Source organism: Sphingobium sp. YR768, assembly GCF_900111125.1.
In the GTDB taxonomy this organism is placed as follows: Bacteria; Pseudomonadota; Alphaproteobacteria; order Sphingomonadales; family Sphingomonadaceae; genus Sphingobium.
Window position 1 is genome coordinate 38,138 of record NZ_FOGE01000022.1, and the last position, 18,241, is coordinate 56,378.

Sequence of the window (18,241 nt, forward strand, 5' to 3'; positions counted from 1 at the left end):
ATTATCGCCATGGCTCCCGATCTCCCCGCTCTTGTCGATGAAGTCGCTACCATCATGCACGCGATGGAGGACCGCGGCCGGGTCGCCAGCTATATCCCCGAACTGGCCAAGGTCGATCCGGCGCAATTCGGCATCGCTATCGCGACCGCCGACGGGCGGCTGATCGCGGGTGGCGACGCCGACACCGGCTTTTCGATCCAGTCCATTTCGAAAGTGTTCGCGCTCACCCTGGCGCTGGGCAAGGTCGGCGATCAGCTATGGGAACGGGTCGGGCGGGAGCCGTCCGGCAATGCCTTCAACTCGATCGTTCAGCTTGAGCAGGAGCAGGGCATCCCGCGCAACCCCTTCATCAATGCCGGTGCGATCGTGGTGTCCGACGTCAATCTGGGCGGGCATCAACCGCGTGTGGCGATCGGCGAAATGCTGCGTTTCGTGCGGTATCTGGCTGGTGATGACGCGATCGCCATCAATGAGGAGGTTGCCGCGTCCGAAACCGCGACCGGTTTCCGCAACATGGCGCTGGCCAATTATATGCGCGCCTTCGGCAATGTCCGCCATCCGGTCGACCTGGTGCTCGGCAGCTATTTCCATCAGTGCGCGATCGAGATGAATTGTCGGCAACTGGCGCTGGCCGGCCGCTACCTGATGCTGGACGGCCGGCATCCTGAAGGGGGCAGGGTGGTATCGCCCGGCCGTGCCCGGCGTATCAATGCGCTGATGTTGACCTGCGGCCATTATGATGCATCGGGCGACTTCGCTTTTCGGGTCGGCATTCCCGGCAAGTCGGGCGTAGGGGGCGGCATCCTGGCCATCGTGCCGGGCCGCGCTTCGATCGCGGTCTGGTCGCCGGGGCTGAATGAAAATGGCAACAGCCAATTAGGTACGCAGGCGCTGGAATTGCTGGCGCGCCGCACTGGCTGGTCGGTCTTCAGCCCGCCGGATGCACGTTAAGGCACTTCATCCGGCCGCAATCGACGCAGCTTCGGGGCGGTTTCCAGATGGGCGGCTTCCTTGATCCCCATGCGCAGATCTTCGCGTGTCTGGTGGATCGATGCGATCACTGGCCCCATCGCGACGCCAAGGTCGACCAGCGCCGTCTCTGCCAGTTGCAGCGAACTTTCCAGCGTCTCCGGCACGGCATCGCTTGCCCCAGCCTTGTAGAGCTGAGTCGCATGTTCGGTATCGCGCGCACGGGCGATGATCGGCAGGTCGGGCACCCAGCCACGCACCCGCTTGGTCACGCGCACCGACAGCACCGGGTCATCCATCGTCAGGATGAGCGCGCGGGCATGGCCCAACCGCAGCTTGTCAAGCATTTCCGCCCGCGCCACGTCACCGAACAGGATGGGGTAGCCCAGCCGCCGCGCTTCCGCGACGACGTCCGGATCAGACTCGACAACGATGAAGCGCTGCTTGTGGGTCTTGAGCAGGTCGCACACCATGCGCCCCACCCGACCGAAACCGATGACCACAGCGGCGGCCTCCGTCTGATCCTGCTCGGCTTCTACCCGTTCTTCGCCGATAGCCATTTCCAGCCGCCGGGCAATATCATGGCCGATGCGCGCCAGCAGTGGCGTGATGGTCAGGCCGATGGCGGTCACGATCTGCCAGAAGGCGGCCGTCGAAGGCAGGATCAATTGCGCTGCCGCCGCCGCCGACAGCACGATCAGGGTGGTTTCCGACGGGCTGGACATCAGCACGCCGACTTCCAGCGCCACGCCCTTGCGCACGCCTGACAGATAGAGGAGGCCGGATGTCACCAGCGTCTTGGCCACCACCACGCCCATTACCGCCAGCAGCAGGCTGGGCCAGTTGGCCAGGATGACGCGAATGTCCAGGCTCATGCCGACGGTGATCAGGAACACGCCCAGCGCCAGCCCCTTGAACGGGGCGGTCATCACTTCGACCTCGCCATGATAATCCGTCTCGGCGATCAGCAGGCCTGCCAGCAGCGCGCCCACGATCGGCGAAAGGCCGGCGATTGATGTCGCAAGGCTCGATACGATCACGACCAGCAGGCTTGCAGCGAGGAATACTTCGGGGCTCTTGGTTCGAGCGGCCTGACTGAACATCTGGGGCAGGGCCAGACGACCCAGCACCAGCATCACGGCAATGGTGATGCCGCCCTTCATCAACGTGCTGGCCAGTTCGTTCCACGCACCTTCGGGGCTGGCTGCCACGGATGGCGCCAGTGCGCCGAGCATGAAGATGATCGGGACGAGGGCCAGATCCTCGAACAGCAGCATGGAGAAAGCGGATCGTCCGACCGCATTCTGCGTACCGACCATCGGTAGCACGACCGCCGTGGAAGACAGGGCAAGGGCAAGGCCAAGGCCAATGGCGCCGGCTGTCGGCTGACCCAGCATGTAAAGGCCCAGTGCGATCAGCAATCCGCTGCCGATCAGTTCCGCCGCACCCACGCCGAACACTTGCGCACGCATCGTCCATAATCGGCGGAAACTCAGTTCCAGTCCGATCGAGAAGAGCAATAATATGACGCCTAATTCGGCGAATGGCTCGATCGCCTCGCGATTGGATATCGTCACATGGTAAAGCCACGGATATTGGCCGACCAGTGCGCCAAGGCCCGCAGGCCCGACCGCTAGACCCACCAGGATGAAGCCGATCACCGGGCTGATGCGAAAGCGCGCAAAACCGGGAATGACAAGGCCTGCCGCGCCAAGGATGACGAGGGAGTCGCTGAAGCTCTGGGTATTGATTGTGCCTGCCATGCCCCATCATCGCGGCTGCGGTCGCAAATGACCAGAGTTTGTCGCAAATAATCGTCTGTTCGTCGGTTTTATACGCCGCCGTCCGCCTTCAGTCGCGCCAGCAATGACCGATTGCGGAAGATCAGATTGGCGATTGTGGCGCCAACATATTCATATTCTGCATCGAACGCGGGAACCAATGGCAGGATGCCGGGGCTGTAGGGCGTTTCCAGCCCGGCTTCGACGATGATCCAGTTGGGGCGATAGGGGGATGTGGTGACGAGGTGGTTGAGCACCTTGATATCCTCGCCTTCAATGTCGATCGACAGCAGGTCGAAGCGCAGGGGGATATTCTCCTGCTCCAATATGGCGGGCAGCGTCTGGACTTTCACGCTGATACTGTCGGTGGTTGGCCCGAATTTGGCCGAATGCGCCTGCGTCAGGGACGATACGCCATTATTGGTGCCGATATGGAGCGTGGCTTCGCCTTCATGGTCGGAAACCGCGACATTGACGATCTTATAATCCAATGGACCGAATTCATGCTTGATCCGGTCGATCAGCCTGTCGTTCGCTTCGATCAACAGGCCGCGCCACCCGAACCAGCGCATCAGGTCGTAACTGTTCGAATCATGGACGCCAAGAACACCCACGTCCACGACGATGCGGTTGGTGCAGACCATGTCCATCATGGCGCGGACGAGGGTGGGGATTTCGCCGAATTGCGACATGTCCATGAAGAAATGGTCGTGCCGTTCGGGATGATGATGGGTCAGCAAGCGTCCGCGCTTGTGGAAAAACTCTTCCGAACCAAGCATCGAATTCAGCGCGTCGCTGATGGAAAGGCGACCTTTGGTCAGGGCGTTGATATGTTGCGTACGGCCCACCGGATCGGGCGCACGCAACAACAATGTGCGATAGAGCGCGTCTACCAGATCGGGTATCAGATTTCGATTATATCGGAAGGACCGGATCGCGCGACCGATCCGCCTCAATGCTTTCTCCACCCCATTCCCCCATGCAATGCAATGCCTCGCGACCCGAATTACAGGTGGCTTGTGGTACGATGTGGGTCAAGCGTTGCGTCGCACATCGCCTGCGCTGGCATTAGAGCATTTTGAAGTCATCTGGAACAGATGACGGCTCGCAAAATGCCGAAAACAAAAGACTTTTAGAGCATGATGCAGTTCAATCTAATCGCATCATGCTCTGGGATGATGTCAGGATGGTGCGGACGGCGGGACTTGAACCCGCAATTCCAGGGGAAGGCGGATTTTAAGTCCGCTGCGTCTACCGATTTCGCCACGTCCGCTTATGTGCCCAAGGCCCGTCACCCCTGAAGGCTGGCGGGCGACAGGTCAAGCGACAGATGAAATCAGGCCTCGCCCTTGACGTTCAACCGCTCGCGCATTTCCTTGCCCGGCTTGAAATAGGGAACGCGCTTGGCATCCACGGGCACCTGTTCCCCGGTCCGGGGGTTGCGGCCCGTCCGCGCATCGCGCGATCGCGTGGTGAAGGCGCCGAAGCCGCGCAGTTCGACTCGCCCCCCCGATGACAAGCGGTCGACAATCTCCTTGAAGAAAAGATCGACGATCTTCTCCACTTCCTGGAGGTTAAGACCGGGATTTTCCTCGGCCAGTTTCTGGATCAATTCCGAACGGATCATTGGATCTCCAGCGCCCCTCTGCTGTGCCCCACATGCACAATAGAGATTCGGCAAGCCTTTGACAATCGGGCAACAAGAAGTTCGTTTCACTTTCATAAGGACAGGGGCGAAAGGCAAAGAAAAAACCCGCCGAACCAAGGTTCGGCGGGCTTCTTTTTCATGCCGGATGGCAGAAAAGGCGATTAGCCTTCGCTCTTGGCCTTGAGCGCTTCGCCCAGGATGTCGCCCAGCGACGCGCCGCTGTCGGACGAGCCATATTGTGCCACAGCCTGCTTCTCCTCGGCGATCTGCATCGCCTTGACCGAGAAGGTCGGCTTCTTGGCGCGGTCGAAACCGGTCACCATGGCGTCGAACTTCTGGCCGAGCTGGAAGCGTTCCGAACGCTGTTCGTCGCGGTCGCGGCCCAGGTCGCTGCGCTTGATGAAGCCGGTGGCGCCATCTTCGCCAGCCTGGACTTCCAGGCCGCCATCGCGAACTTCCAGAACGGTCACGGTGACGATCGCGTTCTTGTTCAGGCCAGCAGCAGCAGCAGTGGTGCCGCCAGCGGCCGGGCCGCCACGCTCAAGCTGCTTCATGCCGAGGCTGATGCGTTCCTTCTCGACGTCGATGTCGAGAACCACGGCCGAAACCGATTCGCCCTTGCGGTGCAGCGCCAGCGCGTCTTCGCCCGAAATGCCCCATGCGATGTCCGACATGTGGACCATGCCGTCCACGTCGCCGTCCAGGCCGATGAACAGACCGAATTCGGTCGCGTTCTTGACTTCGCCTTCGACGGTCGAACCGATCGGGTGACGTTCTGCGAACGAATCCCACGGGTTCGACTGGGCCTGCTTGAGGCCGAGCGAGATGCGGCGCTTTTCGGGATCGACTTCCAGAACCAGAACTTCGACTTCCTGGCTGGTCGAAACGATCTTGCCGGGGTGGACGTTCTTCTTGGTCCAGGACATTTCCGAAACATGGACCAGACCTTCGATGCCGGCTTCCAGCTCGACGAACGCACCATATTCGGTGATGTTCGTGACGCGGCCCGACAGCTTGGCGCCGACCGGGTACTTGGCGCTGGCGCCTTCCCACGGATCGCTTTCCAGCTGCTTCATGCCGAGCGAGATGCGCTGGGTGTCGCGGTTGATGCGGATAATCTGAACGCGGACGGTGTCGCCGATATTGATCATCTCGTTCGGGTGGTTGATGCGCTTGTACGACAGGTCGGTGACGTGCAGCAGGCCATCGATGCCGCCCAGATCAACGAACGCACCATAGTCGGTGATGTTCTTGACGACGCCTTCGATGATCTGGCCTTCGGCCAGCGTCTGGATGAGGCCCGAACGCTGTTCGGCGCGGGTTTCTTCCAGAATTGCGCGACGCGACACGACGATGTTGCCGCGGCGACGATCCATCTTCAGGATCTGGAAGGGCTGCGGAATGTCCATCAGCGGGGTGACATCGCGAACCGGGCGAATGTCGACCTGCGAACCGGGCAGGAACGCCACGGCGCCGTCGAGGTCGACGGTGAAGCCACCCTTGACGCGGCCGAAGATGACGCCTTCGACGCGGGCGCTCTCGGTGAACTCGCTTTCCAGCTTGTCCCAGGCGGCTTCGCGGCGAGCGCGGTCACGCGAAAGCATAGCTTCGCCATGGGCATTTTCGACGCGGTCGACATAGACTTCGACTTCGTCGCCGACCTTCAGGTCAGCCTTCTGGCCCGGCGCAGCGAATTCGCGCAGCGGCACGCGGCCTTCCGACTTCAGACCTACGTCGATGACGGCCAGGTCGTTTTCGATGGCGGTAACGGTGCCCTTGACGACGCGGCCTTCAAAGCCGCCATCTTCACCACCGAGAGAATCATTGAGAAGCGCGGCGAAATCGTCGCGCGAGGGGAATGCCACAGAGGCCATAAAAGGTCCTTCGTTCATCATTGCTGGCCAATCGGTTGTGTCCGATGGTCTTTGGCCAAACCACGCGCAGGACCGAATATCCGGCGCGTATCCAATGGGTTGCCGGTTCGGGGACGCGCAGGCCAGATAAGCGAAAAGGGCGCCCGGAATATCCGCGCGCCTTATCGGGTCATCCCTCAGGGGCGACCTTCAAGCTGGGCGTCCACAAGCGCGATCGCCCGCTGGACGGCCGCGTCTATAGTCAAATCGCTGGTATCTAGCAAGTCTGCGCCTTCCGCTTGCTTCAGCGGGGCATGGTCGCGGCTCATGTCGCGCGTGTCGCGGGCCTGAATGTCGGCGACCAGACTGTCCATGTCAGGATGGCCGCCATGGTTGAGAGCGTCCTGAAAGCGGCGCTCTGCGCGCACCTTGACACTGGCAGTGACGAAAATCTTGGCGTCTGCGTTGGGCGCGATCACCGTGCCGATGTCGCGACCGTCCAGAATTGCGCCGCCCGGTTGGGTTGCAAAGTCGCGCTGCCGCTGGATCAGCGCGTCGCGCACATTCTGATGCACTGATACGCGGGAGGCGAGGCTGCCGACGGCTTCGCTGCGGAGCGCCGGATCGCTCAGGATCGCATCGTCAAATCCGCAGGCGGAGAGTGCGTCCGCCTCATGGTCCGGATCGCCGCCGGCCTTCAACACGGACAGGCCGACCGCGCGATAGAGCAGGCCGGTGTCCAGCACCGGCAGGCCGTAATGGCGGCCCAGCGCCTTGGCGATGGTGCCCTTGCCCGATGCGGCGGGGCCGTCGACGGCGATGATCATGATGGCTTTCTCTTCAATGCTTTTATCACGCCCAGTAGCGCAATCAGCGTCCAGACGATTTCCAGCGTCATCGACGCCAGGTTGAAATATACAGTCAGCGACCAGATCAGCAGCAGCGATCCGACCAGGTTCAGCAGGTTGAACAGCAGGAAGTTCATCTGCTTCGCCACATTGCTATAAGCATAGGCGACCACCATGATGCCGCTGCCGATCAGGCCGATGATATTGGCCCAGTCCCAGTCGAAGGCGGCAGCGGTCATGTGACCGCGCCGAGTGTCTGCAACAGGGGAACGAAGGTCGGGAAGCTGGTCGCCACCGGGCGCATATCGTCGATAGTGACGCCATCCTTCGATACCAGCCCCGCCACGGCGAAGCTCATGGCGATGCGATGGTCCAGTTTTGTCGCGATCGGTCCGCCACCAGCCAGCGGCGCGCCGCCGCTGCCCTCGATGATGATGCCGTCCTCCAGTTCCTCGACCTGCACGCCGATCGCGCGCAGCCCGTCCGCCATGGTGGCGATGCGGTCCGATTCCTTGACGCGCAATTCCTCAAGGCCACGGAAGACGCTGCGGCCGTAGGCGCAGGCGGCGGCGACGAAGGCGACGGGATATTCGTCGATCATGCTCGGCGCGCGTGCCGGATCAGGCTCCACGCCCTTGAGCGGAGACGCCGTGACGATCAGGTCGCCGACCGGCTCGCCGCCGACTTCGCGCGCGTTCACGACCTCGATCGACCCGCCCATCTCGCGCAGCAGGTCGATCAGGCCAGCTCGGGTGCCGTTCAGACCGACATTGCCGATCGTCACTTTCGATCCCGGGACCAGCAGCGCGGCGACCATCGGGAAGGCGGCGGAGGAGGGGTCGCCTGGCACGACGATATTCTGCGGCTTGAGTTCCGCCTCGCCGACCAGCGTGATGACGCGGGTACCGTCCGCCTGAACTTCGACAGTCAGGTCCGCGCCGAAGCCCTTGAGCATCCGCTCGCTATGGTCGCGGGTCGGGATCGGCTCGACGACGCGGGTGATGCCCGGCGTATTGAGGCCAGCGAGCAGGATCGCCGACTTCACCTGCGCCGATGCGACGGGCAGGGTGTAATCGAGCGGCACGGCCGGGCAGGCGCCCTTCATGGTGAGCGGCAGGCGATCCCCCGGGCTGGTCGTGAAGCTGGCGCCGATCCGCGACAGCGGCTCCGTCACGCGCGCCATGGGCCGCTTGCTCAGCGACGCGTCGCCCACGAAGGTCGCGGTCAGGTCATGGCTGGCGAGCAGGCCCATCAGCAGCCGGGTCGATGTGCCGCTATTGCCCATGTCCAGCGCCGTCTCGGGCTGCAACAGGCCACCGACGCCCACGCCATGGATATGCCATACGCCGTCCGCATCGCGCTGAATGTCCGCGCCCATCGCTCGCATCGCGGCGGCGGTGGCCAATACGTCTTCGCCCTCTAGCAGACCCTCGACCCGGCTTTCGCCGACGGCCAGGGCGGACAGCATCAATGACCGGTGGGAAATGCTCTTGTCGCCCGGCACGGTGACGCTGCCCGAAAGCGCAGGCGCGGCGGTGAAGGTCTTGGGGGCGGGAATATCGCTATGCTGGGTCACGGGCTATCCGTTGTCATGGAACCGAAAAAATGCGCCCGGCTTTTGACAGCGCGATCCTGCTATGGCAAGGCGCCCGACGTTTCGCGGGCAACAAGCGTTGTGCCGCGTGATTTCTGTTTGAGCATCGAAGAAGGAACAGGCCGGACATGGCGAAGGCTGAATGGGGCACGAAGCGGACCTGCCCGAAATGCGCGACTCGCTTCTACGACCTGGGCAAGGACGATCCGGTCACCTGCATCAATTGCAACAGTGCCTGGGAACCGGAACCGGTGCTGAAATCGAAGCAGCCGCTGCCTTATGAGGAAGCGGCGCCCAAGAAGGTGATCGAAACAGCCGATGGCGAGCTGGAAACGGCTGATGACGATCTGGACATCGACGTCGATGACGACGGTGATTCGCCGGATAATGACGTCGATCTGGGTGGTGATGACGACCTGGGCGTCGATGCCGCCGGCGACGACGACAACGACGACAATTAAGTGAAATTTATGCTTGCCAACGGGGTCACCTGACCCTAGAGGCAGCGACCTCCGAAGCGCCGGACCCAAGCGGCGCTTCACTGGTACGGGGCCTTAGCTCAGCTGGGAGAGCGCCTGCATGGCATGCAGGAGGTCAGCGGTTCGATCCCGCTAGGCTCCACCAATTCCGCCTTTGGCGGAATGCACATATGACCGACGGCATTGCCGGACATGGTCTGACCCATTGGGATGCGGCACTTGCCGCAAATGATGGGGCCTTAGCTCAGCTGGGAGAGCGCCTGCATGGCATGCAGGAGGTCAGCGGTTCGATCCCGCTAGGCTCCACCAATTTTTCGGAACCGGAAAATGTCCGGGAGACATTTTTCCGAAAATTCCCCCAGCAAAGCGAGGGTGGCACAGCATCAATTGCTGGTGCCAAAACATCCTGAACATTTCAGAAAATGCGCACAGCCGTTAGGCTGATTTTGCCGTGCATCCTGCATCGCTTTTTCCCTTCCGCCCGCATAAAGGGGCTGGCGGCCCCTTTGCACGCCTGCCACGCACGGTAATAATCAGCGCGCGACGTCGAATGGAGAGGGCATTTCCTTTCGAACAAGGGGGCGGTCTTCGGACCGACAGGAACCATCGCGATAGATCCCGCTTCGCTGACCATCACGAAATTATTCCCGACGCCGCTCGTCAGTGTCGTCCATCCCGATGCCTCGCGACTCAGCGCGGCGCTGAAGGCGGCTATCCTCGATCGCGAATCCAGCCATCCCGGTGTCAGCCACAGCAATGAGGGCGGCTGGCAATCCAGCGACGACCTGCTCGTCTGGACCTGCGAGGCGGGGCAGCAACTGATCGATTTCGCGACCGAACTCGCCAATATGCTGTCTGCCGTCTGGCATCCCGAACGGGGCCTGCTGGAGGCCGATCTGGCCTGGACCTTCAATGCCTGGGCCAATGTCAACCGAACAGGGCATGGCAACGCCCAGCATGCCCATCCGGGGGCCTATTGGTCGGCCGTCTATTGGGTTGATGACGGCATGGCCGGGCACGAAGGCGATCTGGGCGGGGAACTGGAATTTGCCGATCCGCGCGGTTCGGTGGCGACGATGCTGTCGTCGGAACTCAAGATGAAGGTCGAAGGCTGTCTCGACGCGGGTCTAGCCCATCGCATCAGTCCGCGAACGGGAAAATTGGTCATGTTCCCGTCCTGGCTGCTGCATTCGGTGCGTCGATTCACAGGGGCCGGGCCGCGAGTCTCTATCGCTATCAATTTCGTCCCGCCGGGCCGGTAAGAATCGACCTGTCAGGCCAGCGACACGAAACTATCCATCACCCGCTTGCGCCCGGCCGTTTCGAAATCGATCTCAAGCTTGTTGCCCTCGATCTCCGCGACGGCGCCATAGCCGAATTTCTGATGGAACACGCGTTGGCCGACACTCATGTCGCTGCGCCCCTTATTGCCCAGCGATACGGCGGATGCGCGCGCCTCGACGATTCGCACCGGCTCCCGGCTGAACTGGCCGGACGATTGCGCCCGCTGCCAGCCCGGTCCACGTCCAGATCCCCGCGCGACATTGGCGAAGGGGTCTTCCCGTTCCGACCAGTTGGCGCGCCACAGCGATGCACCACCCGACATGCTGCTTTCCTCCTCGACATGTTCGGGCGGCAATTCGCCCACGAATCGCGACGGGATGCTGCTGGTCCACTGGCCATAAATGCGGCGGTTGGCGGCATGGAGGATGGTGCAGCGCCTGCGCGCGCGGGTGATCGCCACATAGGCGAGCCGCCGTTCCTCCTCCAGGCTGTTCTGCCCGCCTTCGTCCAGTGCGCGCTGCGACGGGAACACGCCTTCCTCCCAGCCGACGAGGAAGGTCGTGTCGAACTCCAGCCCCTTGGCTGCGTGGATGGTCATGATCGTGACCTTGCGCTCATCTGCCTGTGCCTCATTGTCCATGACGAGGCTGACATGCTCCAGAAAGGCGCCCAGCGTCTCATATTCCTCCATCGCGCGGGCGAGTTCGGAAAGATTCTCCAGCCGCCCCGCGCTTTCGGTGGTGCGCTCGGCCTGCAACATCGCGGTATAGCCGCTTTCGTCCAATATCTGCCGCGCCAGTTCGGCATGGGGCAGTTGCGCGGCACGATCGCGCCAGCGCGCCAGATCGCCGACGAAGGCGCCCAGCGACCGGCGCGCCTGCGGCGTCAGTTCGTCGGTGTCCAGAATGCGCGCTGCCGCCAGTGCCAGCGGAATGCCCTCCGCGCGGGCCAGTCGGTGCAGTTTCTCCACCGCCTTGTCGCCCAGGCCCCGCTTGGGCACGTTGACGATCCGTTCGAACGCCAGATCGTCGGCCGGCTGGTTGACGAGGCGCAGATAGGCCAGCGAATCGCGGATTTCGGCGCGCTCATAGAATCTGAAGCCGCCGACGATGCGATAGGGCAGGCCGATCTGGATGAAGCGGTCTTCGAACTCACGGGTCTGGTGCTGTGCACGGACGAGGATCGCCACTTCGTCCAGCGATCCGCCGCTGCGCTCAATCCCCTCAATTTCCTCGCCGACGCGCCGGGCCTCCTCCGGCCCGTCCCACACGCCGACGACCTTCACCTTCTCGCCGACATCGATATCGGTCCACAATGTCTTGCCCAGCCGATTGCCATTTTCGGCGATCACGCCGGAGGCCGCGCCCAAAATATGGGGCGTGGAGCGATAATTCTGTTCCAGCCGGATGATCGTCGCGCCCGGAAAATCCTTCTCGAAGCGGAGGATGTTCGCCACCTCCGCGCCGCGCCAGCTATAGATGGACTGATCGTCATCGCCCACGCAGCAGATATTCTTGCGCGTCTGGGCCAGCAGCCGCAGCCACAGATATTGGCTGCTATTGGTGTCCTGATATTCGTCCACCATGATATAGCGGAATTTCTGCTGATATTGCTCCAGCACGTCGCGATGCTTCTTCAATATCGTCAGCACATGCAGCAGCAGGTCGCCGAAATCGCAAGCATTCACATCGCGCAGCCGCGCCTGATAGGCGGCATAAAGCTTCTGCCCCTTGCCATGGGCATAGCCCTCGCTTTCCCCCGCGCCGACATCCTCCGGCGTCCAGCCCTTATTCTTCCACTGGTCGATCAGCCCGCCCAGTTGCCGCGCGGGCCAGCGTTTTTCATCGATCCCCTCGGCCTGAATCAATTGCTTCATCAGACGCAACTGGTCGTCGGTGTCCAGGATGGTGAAATTGGATTGCAGCCCCACCAGTTCGGCATGGCGGCGCAGCATCTTCGCCGCGATCGCGTGGAAGGTGCCGAGCCAGGGCATACCCTCCACCGCGTCGCCGATCATGCTGCCGACTCGCGCGCGCATTTCCCGCGCCGCCTTGTTGGTGAAGGTCACGGCCAATATTTCCGACGGCCAGGCCCGGCGCGTGCCGATCAGATGGGCGAGCCGCGCGGTCAGCGCCGCCGTCTTGCCCGTACCCGCGCCCGCCAGCACCAGCACCGGTCCTTCGGTCGTCAGCACGGCCTCCCGCTGCGGTTCGTTCAGGCCCTTGAGGTAGGGCGGATCATTGGGGGAGGGGGCTGGCAAGGTCATCGGGGTCAACTAGGGATGGCAGGCAAGGGGAGCAAGGGGCGAGCGCCGGAGCGGCCCCTTGCGGCGACCGCCTTTCTATGAGAACAAAAGGCGAATCATGCAAGGGAGATGCGCCATGGTGAAAGGTAAATGCCAGTGCGGGGCCATCCGTTATGAAGCGGAGGGAGAGCCGGCCTATAGCGCGCTGTGCCATTGCGCCGATTGCCGCGCGAGCGCGGGCGCGCCGATGGTTGGCTGGGCGCTGTTCCCGGAAGACAAGGTGACGATCAGCGGCGTTCCCGTGCGTTATCAATCGTCGGAAAACGCCACCCGCCATTTTTGCGGCACCTGTGGCACCGGCCTGTTCTACACCAATCCGGTCATTTTCCCCGGTGCGATCGATGTGCAGACGGCGACTTTAGACGATCCCGCCGCCCTGCCGCCACAGGCGCAGATCCAGATGGCCGAAGCCGCACCATGGATGGCGCATTTGCAGGATCTGCCCAGCTTCGAACGCTATCCTGAAGGTCCGTGATGGACGGTCCGTCGTGGCTGCGGCACGTTTGGCCGTTAGCGTAAGGAACGACGGGATGGCGCTTCCGGTTTTCTCCTGAGCCCGAGCGGGCAAACGGGGCGAGAACATAGGAAGGAAATCCCGATGAAGAACTTCATGCTTGCCGGTGCCGCCATGCTTGGTCTCACCGCCATGTCCGGTATCGCGATGGCGCAGGAGGTGCCGACCAGCCAGGCGCCGGGCGACGCTGCAACGCCGCCACCCGCTAATCCAGCCGTTGCCGATCCCAATGCCAGCCAGCCGACCGGCGCGGTGCCCGCCGACACGGGCATGGTGCCTGCACCGGCAGGCGTTCCGGAAGACCCGAGCTCACCGGTCGGCTCCTCCGCAAATCCGGTGACGGTTGGTGGCAACATGACCCCGCCTCCGACCGAGGCAAAGGATTATCCGCGCTGCTCGCGCGCCGTGCAGGACAGTTGTGTCAATCCCGGCGAAGCGGGGAAGGCGCGCAAGCTGCGCTGACGCTACCCATCGGCGCGGGCAGGGCGGCGATTAGCGCCGCCAGCCCGCGCCGGTCGCGTGCCGCATCGGCCAGGCTATGGCGATCCAGCACCGCCAGAAAGGCGTTGGTCGCCTCCACCAATATCCCCGAGAGGCCGCACGCCGCCCGGATCGCGCAGGACGGGCAATCCGCCATCCGCATGTCCGGTTCGCTATGCCGCACCACCGCGCCGATGCTGATCTCTTCGGGCGGGCGGGCCAGCATGAATCCGCCACCGCGCCCTCGCTGGGTGGCGATGAAGCCGCCCTGGCCCAGATGATGCACCACCTTCATCAGATGATTGCGCGACAGGCCATAGCCATCGGCGATGTCTGCAATGGTCGCCCGTCCCGAAGGCGCTGCCACAAGGTGGATCAGCACGCGCAGCGCATAGTCGGTGTGGCGGGTCAATTGCATAACATTATCCGATAGAGCGGCGTCGTTTGGCTTTCAAACATATATCCTGTTTACATGTTATAAGATGCAAATTAAATGCATCTTATCGACTCCGCAGAAAGGTCAAACAAGTGTCTCACTCGCTGTCTCAGGAAACCGTCGCCATCGTGAAATCCACCGGCCCCGCTTTGCGCCGCCATGGTGTGGAGATCACTACGGCCATGTATGCCCGCCTGTTTCAGGATGCGGAAGTGAAGGCGATGTTCGACGCTGCGGCGCAGGACAGCGGCGAACAGCCCCGGCGGTTGGCGGCGGCGATCCTGGGCTATGCCGAGAATATCGACAAGCTGGAGGCGCTGGGCGGCGCGGTCGCCCGCATGGTCTCGCGCCATGTCGATACGGGTGTGAAACCCGAACATTATCCCAAGGTCGCCGCCGCCCTGCTGCCCGCCATCCGCGACGTACTGGGCGAGGAGGTCGCGACTGACGCCGTGCTGGCCGCCTGGGCCGAAGCCTATCAGTTCCTGGCGGACATTCTTATTGCGGAAGAGGCGAAGGCTTACGCCGTAGCGGCCTGAGGAAACATCCGTTCGGTTCGCGCTTGTCCAGAACCGAGCGGGAAATCACTGTGTCCCCGCCCGCACGCTGATCGGCCAGCTTATGGCGCGCGCCTGTTCGGGGTCGCCCCAAAGGTCGATCAGGTCGGCGGCGAAATCCGTCAGCTTCTGTTCCTGCCCGGCCTCCCGCGCGCGGCGGACCGCGGACCATGTGCCGACATAACCAAGCAATTGATGGGCATTCCAGTCCCGACGGATCGCCAGCGCAGGCACCGACAAGGGCGGGAAAGGAAAGGCCATGTCGGCATAGCCATTTTCGACCATATGCCGTTCGGCAGGCCAGAAGGGGCCGACGTCCAGATCATGAAAGCGGGCCAGCCGATCGTTGATCGGTCCCGGATCGAGCCGCGCCACGCCATAGCTGACCAGCGCAATCGCCGCGCCGGGCGCTGCGATCCGCTGCGCTTCCGCATAAAATGTCGGCAGGTCGAACCAGTGTGCCGCCTGTGCTGCGGTGATCAGATTGGCCGTGCCATCCTCGACCGCCAGCGCCTCGGCGGGCGCACAACGATAGACAATCCGCGCATCCGGGGCGGCATGGGCGATCTGGTCCGCGCTGGGATCAAGCCCGATCACTGCATCGAAATGCGCTGCCAGCAACTGGGTGAATTGCCCGTTGCCGCAACCAACGTCGACCGCCAGCCGCCGGTCGGGCGCCAGTTCCGTAAGCGCCTGTGCCAGCGCATCGGGATAGTTCGGGCGATAGCGGGCATAGTTGGCGCCACCCTGATCGAACCAGTTGGTCGCGCCCGCCATGTTCAGTCCTCCGTCCGCAGCAGGGTGATCCGCGCCTTGCCCACGTCGCGCACCGCGTCGACGGCAAAGCCCTTCACCACCACATCCTCGCGCCGGTCGGTTTCGATGCTCACCCAGGTCGCGCTGTTGGTCCAGCCCAGTCGCGCCAGCTTGTCGAGCGCCACCTGACCCGCACCTGTTTCATAGGGCGGGTCCATGAAGATCAGGTCGAGCGGCTTGGGCGCAGGCCCGAGCGACAGGACGCTGCTAGCGCGGATTTCGGGGCGAATGCCCAGCCGGTCGCCATTGGCCCGGATCACGTCCAGCGCCGCCTTGTCCTGCTCCACGAAAAGGCAGGATGCCGCACCGCGTGACAGGGATTCAAAGCCCAGCGCGCCCGACCCGGCGAAGAAATCACCCACGGCCAGCCCTTCGAACGATCCTATCCGGCTGGTCAGCATCGAAAACAGCGTCTCGCGCGTGCGGTCGGCGGTCGGGCGGGTCGCATCGCCCTTCGGCGCGGCCAGCGGCCGTCCGCGCCATTGGCCTGAAATGATCCTCATTTCGGTGCCACCTTCAGGCTCGCGCGGAAATGATCCAGATCATGCTGACGCACTTCTTCGACCGCGCCGACCGGCAGTTCGCCCAGATGGAAGGGGCCGTAACTGGTGCGGATCAGGCGGTTCACCTTCAGGTCCAGATGCTCCAGCACCCGGCGCACTTCGCGGTTCTTGCCTTCGGCCAGGGTCATTTCGATCCACTGGTTGCGGCCAGTCCGCCGCTCCAGATTGGCCTCGATCTGGCCGTAGCGGATACCGTCAATCTCCACACCGTCGAACAGGTCTTCCAGTTGCTGCTGGCTCACCTCGCCAAAGGCGCGGGCGCGATAGGTGCGCGGCACGCCGGACGATGGCAATTCCATCTGCCGTTTGAAGCCGCCATCGCTGGTCATCAGCAATAGTCCTTCGGTATTCATGTCCAGGCGACCGATCGGCATCAGGCGGGGCAGGTCGGCGGGCAGGCGATCATAGATGGTCGGCCGCCCGGCCGGATCACGCTCGGTGGTCAGATAGCCGGTCGGCTTGTGGAACAGGAACAGGCGCGTGGGTTCCGGTGCGGCGACAGCAACGCCGTCGACCGTCACGCCACGCAGCGACGTCAGCAAGGTCGCGGGCGTATCCAGCGCCACGCCGTCCTTCGCCACCCTGCCTTCCTCGATCATACGCTCAATCTCACGCCGGGAAGCGACGCCTGCACGGGCCAGCAGCTTGGCGATGCGCTGCGGTTCACCCGTGCCTTCCGCTGCGGCATGGGCGGGATGCGGGTTGGCCGGACCTGCGGGGGCGGGCTTCTTTCCACCCGGCTTGCGGGGCGGATAGCTTTTCGGTGCTACGGCCCGGTTGCGATCGAAACGGGGGCGTTCGGCGCGATCGCCTTCGCTCCGTTTCGTGCGCGCATCTCTTGGTGCACCCGAACGCGGCGCATCGGTGCGTGTCCGCTCGGGACGCTGCCGCTCAGAACGCTCGCCCTCACTGCGTGCATCTCTCGGCGCGCCGAAGCGTGATCCTTCCGGCCGGGCCCGGTCGGACCTGCCGCGATCGAAGCGGGGCCGTTCTGCCCGTTCGCCGTCGCCCCGGCTGCCGCGTGCATCTCTGGACGCGCCGAAGCGCGAACCGTCGGTGCGGTCCCGGTCTGGCCGACCACGGTCGAAACGTGGACGGTCTGAGCGCTCGCCTTCACTGCGATTGCCGCGCGCGTCTTTGAGGGCGCCCAAGCGTGATCCTTCCGACCGTGCACGATCAGGGCGGCCACGGTCGGTGCGGGGGCGTTCCGATCGGTCGCTTTCACCCCGGCTGCCGCGTGCGTCCTTCGGCGCGCCAAAGCGCGGTCCGTCAGACCTGGTCCGGTCACGGGGGCGCTCGCTACGTTCGCCTTCATTACGGCCGAAGCGCGATTTGCCATCCCCATCCCGGCCTCCACCGGGACGTTTGCCGCCGGGACCACCGGGGCCGGTCGGGCGTCTTGGGCCGCCGGGTCCTGCCCTGCGGGGCGGTCCGGATTTTTTCGGCGGTTGCACGGGCAGTTCCTTTATTAACGCACTGGTCCTTCCCATATCGTCGGAAAGCCAGCAACAGGCTGAAATGTGCCGCTTGGGCGCTTGGGTGAGTGGGACAGCCATTGTCCTCTGGCAACCCGATGCACGAGCATGGCGTTTCTATAAAGTGCATGGCGGACTCAGGGCGGACTTGGCAAATGTTTTTCGGTTTCGTGAAAGAAGGCGGCGTCCATAATGCCCCGCGCAAAACCGTCCGCACCGTGCTGGTCGTGGAGGATGAGCCGCTGGTCGCGTTCGACAATGAACATGCGCTGGTCCATGCCGGCTATCGGGTCGCAGCCACCGTGGACGATCATGATCATGCGGTGCGGGTAATCGATGCAGGCGGGGTCGATCTGGTGATCGCCGACGTTACGCTGCATGGCGACAGAAGCGGTATCGACGTTGCCCGCCACGCCACGGCGCAGGGATTGCCGGTCCTCTTCGTCACCGGTAGCTGCCCTGTGGACGCCCGTGCTTTAGCGATCGGTTGTCTTGCCAAGCCCTATGCCCCGCGCGATCTGGTCGCGGCGATCAATGTGGTTGACGCTGTCCTGCGCGGCGCGCGCCGTCCGAAGCTGCCCCCCGGCCTCAGCCTGTTCGATATCGCGGCCTGATCGCCGCAAAGGGCGCTTGCCTGTC

Annotated in this window: 19 protein-coding genes and 3 tRNA genes; 9 read left to right on the forward strand and 13 right to left on the reverse strand. The window is 63.3% G+C overall.

Translation table 11 applies throughout. The annotated features are described in order from the left end of the window. Nucleotides 1–9: 9 nt before the first annotated feature. Complete coding sequence (locus tag BMX92_RS19880; RefSeq protein WP_093019762.1) at nucleotides 10–951, forward strand: glutaminase; 942 nt, start codon at nucleotides 10–12, stop codon at nucleotides 949–951. On the opposite strand, the gene BMX92_RS19885 is transcribed toward BMX92_RS19880, so the two are convergent. The 8 genes from BMX92_RS19885 to aroA all read right to left on the reverse strand — a co-directional run bounded on the left by BMX92_RS19885 (nucleotide 948) and on the right by aroA (nucleotide 8,675). Next, nucleotides 948–2,732: a cation:proton antiporter domain-containing protein gene (locus tag BMX92_RS19885; RefSeq protein ID WP_093019764.1), complete on the reverse strand. Its 1,785-nt coding sequence runs from the start codon at nucleotides 2,730–2,732 to the stop codon at nucleotides 948–950. The two genes, BMX92_RS19880 and BMX92_RS19885, sit on opposite strands and share 4 nt — an antisense overlap. 68 nt (nucleotides 2,733–2,800) lie before the next feature. Then, nucleotides 2,801–3,718: an FkbM family methyltransferase gene (locus tag BMX92_RS19890; RefSeq protein WP_177185161.1), complete on the reverse strand. Its 918-nt coding sequence runs from the start codon at nucleotides 3,716–3,718 to the stop codon at nucleotides 2,801–2,803. Between the two features lie 219 nt (nucleotides 3,719–3,937). Further along, nucleotides 3,938–4,023: transfer RNA gene (locus BMX92_RS19895), tRNA-Leu, on the reverse strand. A 63-nt stretch (nucleotides 4,024–4,086) separates the two neighbouring features. Beyond that, nucleotides 4,087–4,377: an integration host factor subunit beta gene (locus tag BMX92_RS19900; protein WP_093019768.1), complete on the reverse strand. Its 291-nt coding sequence runs from the start codon at nucleotides 4,375–4,377 to the stop codon at nucleotides 4,087–4,089. Nucleotides 4,378–4,559: 182 nt separating this feature from the next. Next, on the reverse strand, nucleotides 4,560–6,272 hold the full coding sequence (rpsA, locus tag BMX92_RS19905) for a 30S ribosomal protein S1 (protein WP_093019838.1): 1,713 nt from the start codon (nucleotides 6,270–6,272) through the stop codon (nucleotides 4,560–4,562). Between the two features lie 176 nt (nucleotides 6,273–6,448). Further along, on the reverse strand, nucleotides 6,449–7,078 hold the full coding sequence (gene cmk, locus BMX92_RS19910; RefSeq protein ID WP_093019770.1) for a (d)CMP kinase: 630 nt from the start codon (nucleotides 7,076–7,078) through the stop codon (nucleotides 6,449–6,451). Beyond that, entirely contained in the window at nucleotides 7,075–7,338 is a 264-nt protein-coding gene (locus BMX92_RS19915; RefSeq protein ID WP_093019771.1) for a CBU_0592 family membrane protein, read from the reverse strand. Before BMX92_RS19915 ends, cmk begins: the two co-directional genes overlap by 4 nt. After that, nucleotides 7,335–8,675 carry a 3-phosphoshikimate 1-carboxyvinyltransferase gene (aroA, locus tag BMX92_RS19920; RefSeq protein ID WP_093019773.1) on the reverse strand — a complete coding sequence of 447 codons (1,341 nt, stop codon included), beginning with the start codon at nucleotides 8,673–8,675 and terminating at the stop codon, nucleotides 7,335–7,337. The genes BMX92_RS19915 and aroA overlap by 4 nt, the downstream gene beginning before the upstream one ends. A 146-nt stretch (nucleotides 8,676–8,821) precedes the next feature. Here aroA and BMX92_RS19925 point away from each other — a divergent pair, with 146 nt between their 5' ends. The 4 genes from BMX92_RS19925 (at nucleotide 8,822) to BMX92_RS19940 (ending at nucleotide 10,434) form a co-directional block, all read left to right on the forward strand. After that, on the forward strand, nucleotides 8,822–9,154 hold the full coding sequence (locus BMX92_RS19925) for a TIGR02300 family protein (RefSeq protein WP_093019775.1): 333 nt from the start codon (nucleotides 8,822–8,824) through the stop codon (nucleotides 9,152–9,154). An 87-nt stretch (nucleotides 9,155–9,241) separates the two neighbouring features. Further along, nucleotides 9,242–9,317, forward strand: a tRNA-Ala gene (locus BMX92_RS19930). Nucleotides 9,318–9,405: 88 nt separating this feature from the next. Then, nucleotides 9,406–9,481, forward strand: a tRNA-Ala gene (locus BMX92_RS19935). Nucleotides 9,482–9,873: 392 nt separating this feature from the next. Further along, nucleotides 9,874–10,434: a putative 2OG-Fe(II) oxygenase gene (locus tag BMX92_RS19940; protein ID WP_371262483.1), complete on the forward strand. Its 561-nt coding sequence runs from the start codon at nucleotides 9,874–9,876 to the stop codon at nucleotides 10,432–10,434. An 11-nt stretch (nucleotides 10,435–10,445) separates the two neighbouring features. On the opposite strand, the gene BMX92_RS19945 is transcribed toward BMX92_RS19940, so the two are convergent. Continuing rightward, the gene (locus BMX92_RS19945) at nucleotides 10,446–12,722 is read right to left on the reverse strand and encodes an ATP-dependent helicase (protein WP_093019779.1); all 2,277 of its coding nucleotides are present in this window, start codon (nucleotides 12,720–12,722) and stop codon (nucleotides 10,446–10,448) included. Between the two features lie 115 nt (nucleotides 12,723–12,837). Between BMX92_RS19945 and BMX92_RS19950 the strand changes: the two genes are divergently transcribed. Both BMX92_RS19950 and BMX92_RS19955 read left to right on the forward strand, forming a co-directional pair. Beyond that, complete coding sequence (locus BMX92_RS19950) at nucleotides 12,838–13,236, forward strand: GFA family protein (RefSeq protein WP_093019781.1); 399 nt, start codon at nucleotides 12,838–12,840, stop codon at nucleotides 13,234–13,236. A gap of 123 nt (nucleotides 13,237–13,359) precedes the next feature. After that, nucleotides 13,360–13,737 carry a Fe-S oxidoreductase gene (locus tag BMX92_RS19955; protein WP_093019783.1) on the forward strand — a complete coding sequence of 126 codons (378 nt, stop codon included), beginning with the start codon at nucleotides 13,360–13,362 and terminating at the stop codon, nucleotides 13,735–13,737. Here BMX92_RS19955 and BMX92_RS19960 read toward each other — a convergent pair. After that, nucleotides 13,697–14,173, reverse strand: a complete 477-nt coding sequence (locus tag BMX92_RS19960) for an RrF2 family transcriptional regulator (protein WP_093019784.1) — start codon at nucleotides 14,171–14,173, stop codon at nucleotides 13,697–13,699. The genes BMX92_RS19955 and BMX92_RS19960 overlap by 41 nt on opposite strands. Nucleotides 14,174–14,283: 110 nt before the next feature. On the opposite strand from BMX92_RS19960, the gene BMX92_RS19965 reads away from it, so the two are divergent. Next, nucleotides 14,284–14,730 (forward strand): globin domain-containing protein, encoded by a 447-nt coding sequence (locus BMX92_RS19965; protein ID WP_093019786.1) that lies wholly within the window; start codon nucleotides 14,284–14,286, stop codon nucleotides 14,728–14,730. A gap of 45 nt (nucleotides 14,731–14,775) precedes the next feature. Here the strand turns inward: BMX92_RS19965 and BMX92_RS19970 are convergent, their stop codons facing one another. The 3 genes from BMX92_RS19970 to BMX92_RS19980 are packed head-to-tail and all read right to left on the reverse strand — an operon-like array spanning nucleotide 14,776 to nucleotide 17,278. Continuing rightward, the gene (locus tag BMX92_RS19970) at nucleotides 14,776–15,525 is read right to left on the reverse strand and encodes a class I SAM-dependent methyltransferase (protein WP_093019788.1); all 750 of its coding nucleotides are present in this window, start codon (nucleotides 15,523–15,525) and stop codon (nucleotides 14,776–14,778) included. A gap of 2 nt (nucleotides 15,526–15,527) precedes the next feature. After that, nucleotides 15,528–16,067 (reverse strand): 16S rRNA (guanine(966)-N(2))-methyltransferase RsmD, encoded by a 540-nt coding sequence (gene rsmD, locus BMX92_RS19975; RefSeq protein ID WP_093019790.1) that lies wholly within the window; start codon nucleotides 16,065–16,067, stop codon nucleotides 15,528–15,530. Continuing rightward, on the reverse strand, nucleotides 16,064–17,278 hold the full coding sequence (locus BMX92_RS19980) for a pseudouridine synthase (protein ID WP_256213519.1): 1,215 nt from the start codon (nucleotides 17,276–17,278) through the stop codon (nucleotides 16,064–16,066). Before BMX92_RS19980 ends, rsmD begins: the two co-directional genes overlap by 4 nt. Nucleotides 17,279–17,757: 479 nt before the next feature. Here BMX92_RS19980 and BMX92_RS19985 point away from each other — a divergent pair, with 479 nt between their 5' ends. Continuing rightward, nucleotides 17,758–18,216, forward strand: coding sequence for a response regulator (locus BMX92_RS19985; protein ID WP_093019792.1), 459 nt, complete (start codon nucleotides 17,758–17,760; stop codon nucleotides 18,214–18,216). Nucleotides 18,217–18,241 lie beyond the last annotated feature (25 nt).

Excerpts from the sequence above, each read along its gene's own strand:
- BMX92_RS19880 (WP_093019762.1), top strand. The coding sequence starts at position 10 with ATGGCTCCCGATCTCCCCGCTCTTGTCGATGAAGTCGCTACCATCATG.
- BMX92_RS19885 (WP_093019764.1), bottom strand. The coding sequence starts at position 2,732 with ATGGCAGGCACAATCAATACCCAGAGCTTCAGCGACTCCCTCGTCATC.
- BMX92_RS19900 (WP_093019768.1), bottom strand. The coding sequence starts at position 4,377 with ATGATCCGTTCGGAATTGATCCAGAAACTGGCCGAGGAAAATCCCGGT.
- rpsA (WP_093019838.1), bottom strand. The coding sequence starts at position 6,272 with ATGGCCTCTGTGGCATTCCCCTCGCGCGACGATTTCGCCGCGCTTCTC.
- cmk (WP_093019770.1), bottom strand. The coding sequence starts at position 7,078 with ATGATCATCGCCGTCGACGGCCCCGCCGCATCGGGCAAGGGCACCATC.
- BMX92_RS19915 (WP_093019771.1), bottom strand. The coding sequence starts at position 7,338 with ATGACCGCTGCCGCCTTCGACTGGGACTGGGCCAATATCATCGGCCTG.
- BMX92_RS19925 (WP_093019775.1), top strand. The coding sequence starts at position 8,822 with ATGGCGAAGGCTGAATGGGGCACGAAGCGGACCTGCCCGAAATGCGCG.
- BMX92_RS19945 (WP_093019779.1), bottom strand. The coding sequence starts at position 12,722 with ATGACCTTGCCAGCCCCCTCCCCCAATGATCCGCCCTACCTCAAGGGC.
- BMX92_RS19950 (WP_093019781.1), top strand. The coding sequence starts at position 12,838 with ATGGTGAAAGGTAAATGCCAGTGCGGGGCCATCCGTTATGAAGCGGAG.
- BMX92_RS19955 (WP_093019783.1), top strand. The coding sequence starts at position 13,360 with ATGAAGAACTTCATGCTTGCCGGTGCCGCCATGCTTGGTCTCACCGCC.
- BMX92_RS19960 (WP_093019784.1), bottom strand. The coding sequence starts at position 14,173 with ATGCAATTGACCCGCCACACCGACTATGCGCTGCGCGTGCTGATCCAC.
- BMX92_RS19970 (WP_093019788.1), bottom strand. The coding sequence starts at position 15,525 with ATGGCGGGCGCGACCAACTGGTTCGATCAGGGTGGCGCCAACTATGCC.
- rsmD (WP_093019790.1), bottom strand. The coding sequence starts at position 16,067 with ATGAGGATCATTTCAGGCCAATGGCGCGGACGGCCGCTGGCCGCGCCG.
- BMX92_RS19985 (WP_093019792.1), top strand. The coding sequence starts at position 17,758 with ATGTTTTTCGGTTTCGTGAAAGAAGGCGGCGTCCATAATGCCCCGCGC.